Source organism: Mesorhizobium sp. M1E.F.Ca.ET.041.01.1.1 (assembly GCF_003997355.1).
Taxonomy (GTDB): domain Bacteria; phylum Pseudomonadota; class Alphaproteobacteria; order Rhizobiales; family Rhizobiaceae; genus Mesorhizobium.
In genome coordinates this window covers 1-1,964 of record NZ_RZSL01000860.1, presented here as the reverse complement: position 1 = coordinate 1,964, position 1,964 = coordinate 1, and the positions used below count along the sequence as shown (strand labels likewise).

2 protein-coding genes are annotated in these 1,964 nt (G+C 63.0%); one reads left to right on the top strand and one right to left on the bottom strand.

Annotated elements, in window-relative coordinates; translation table 11 throughout:
• Positions 1-6: 6 nt before the first annotated feature.
• The gene (locus EOA38_RS35130) at positions 7-561 is read left to right on the top strand and encodes a hypothetical protein (protein ID WP_127301378.1); all 555 of its coding nucleotides are present in this window, start codon (positions 7-9) and stop codon (positions 559-561) included.
• A gap of 100 nt (positions 562-661) precedes the next feature.
• Here EOA38_RS35130 and EOA38_RS35125 read toward each other — a convergent pair.
• A partial coding sequence (locus EOA38_RS35125; RefSeq protein ID WP_145966241.1) for a DEAD/DEAH box helicase occupies positions 662-1,964 on the bottom strand: 1,303 nt, incomplete at its 5' end.

The window sequence follows — 1,964 nt, the reverse complement described above, 5'->3', positions numbered from 1 at the left end:
GGTCTCTTGGGCGCGTGGCTAGGCGCGGCCGCGGCTCAAGCCGAGGAGGCCAACAAGGCCGACATCGAAGCCTTGAAAAAATCGCTGGCCAAATATGAGGACTACACGGCCGCCATCCGCGACCTCTATCTATCGACCGAAGGCTGCGTCTACTACAGCGGCGAGAAGATACCGGGCACGATGGACTATCCGAAAGGCGCGATGGGCGTCCATTTCGTCAACGTTCCGAGCGTTGGCAAGCCACTAGACCCGATGAAACCCAACGTCCTGATCTACGAGCCGACGAAGAAAGGCTTGAAACTGGTCGGCGTGGAATGGCTGGTGCCGTTGACGCCGGACGTGAAGGAAGCACCGAGCCTGTTCGGTCAGAAATTCATGGGGCCGATGGAGGGGCATTATCCTCTCATCCCGAGGGAGTTCGTCCACTACGACCTGCATGCCTGGCTGTTCAGGGATAATCCGAACGGCATGTTCGCCCCGACGAACCCGAACGTGAAATGCACCAAGGCCGAGTTCCCGATGCTGGAGAAGCCGACCAAGATGATGCCAGGTCCGATGTAAGGCACTGCCTTTGGCTGAATTGCTTCAGGCGAAGCGACAGCAAAAAAGAAACGGCCCCGCTCAGGGGCCGTTTTCATTCCGGGCTATGCTGGTATCGACTTCAGACCTTCGCGACGATCCGCATGAAGGCCGGCACGTCGTCGCCGAAGCCGACGGTTGCATCGTCTTCTTCCTGGCGATGGCGGGCAGGGCGGTCGCGTTGCGCACGGGCGTCGCCGCGCTGCTCGTGACGATTGCCCGAGCCTTTGCGCTCGTTCTCTGAGCGGATCGCGTCCTTGCGGGCGCGGCGCTCGGCGATATCGGCCACTTCGGCGACGGGCTGCTCTTCGCGCGCAGTGTCGGGCGTCTCTTCACGCTTGGCGTGACGGTCCTTCTTGCGCTCGCCCCGGTCCTTGCGGTCCTCATCCTTGCGGCCGGCGCGCCGCGGCGCGCCGCGGCCACGGCGCGGCGAATCCTCGCCTTCGCTCTCGGTAACCGTCGACAGGTCGCCGTCATGCCATTCGATCTTGGTGCCGATCAGCCTTTCGATGGCATCGACATATTTGGTGTCGGAGCGGGTTGCGATGGTGAAGGACTTGCCGGAACGGCCGGCGCGGCCGGTGCGGCCGATGCGGTGGACATAGTCCTCTGCATGGATCGGCACGTCGTAATTGAAGACGTGGCTGACGTCCGGAATATCGAGGCCGCGCGCGGCGACGTCCGAGGCGACGAGATAGCGCAGCTTGCCGTCGCGGAAATTGGCGAGCATCTGCATGCGCGCGCGCTGGTCCATATCGCCATGCAATGCGCCGGCATCGAAATCATGTTTCAGCAGCGAGCGGAAAAGCTCCGACACTTCGACCTTGCGGTTGCAGAAGATGATGGCGTTCTTCAGCCCGTCGCTCTCGGCCTTCATCAGGTTGCGCAGCGTCTCGCGCTTTTCCCACGGCTTGGAGCCTGACTTCACCAGGCGCTGCGTGATGCTGGTCGCGGTGGAGGCGGCCCTGGAAACCTCGACGCGCACCGGCGCGTGCAGGAACTTTTCGGTGAGCTTGGTGATCTCCGGCGGCATGGTCGCCGAGAAGAACAGCGTCTGGCGCGTGAACGGGATCATCTCGCAGATGCGCTCGATGTCGGGGATGAAGCCCATGTCGAGCATGCGGTCGGCCTCGTCGATGACGAGGATCTCGACGCCGTTGAGCAGGAGCTTGCCGCGTTCGCGGTGGTCGAGCAGGCGGCCGGGCGTCGCGATCAGCACGTCTGCGCCGCGCTCCAGCTTCTTGTCCTGCTCATCAAAGGAGACGCCGCCGATCAGGAGTGCGATGTTGAGCTTGTGGTTCTTGCCGTATTTGATGAAGTTCTCTTCGACCTGCGCCGCCAGTTCGCGCGTCGGCTCGAGGATCAGCGTGCGCGGCATGCGGGCG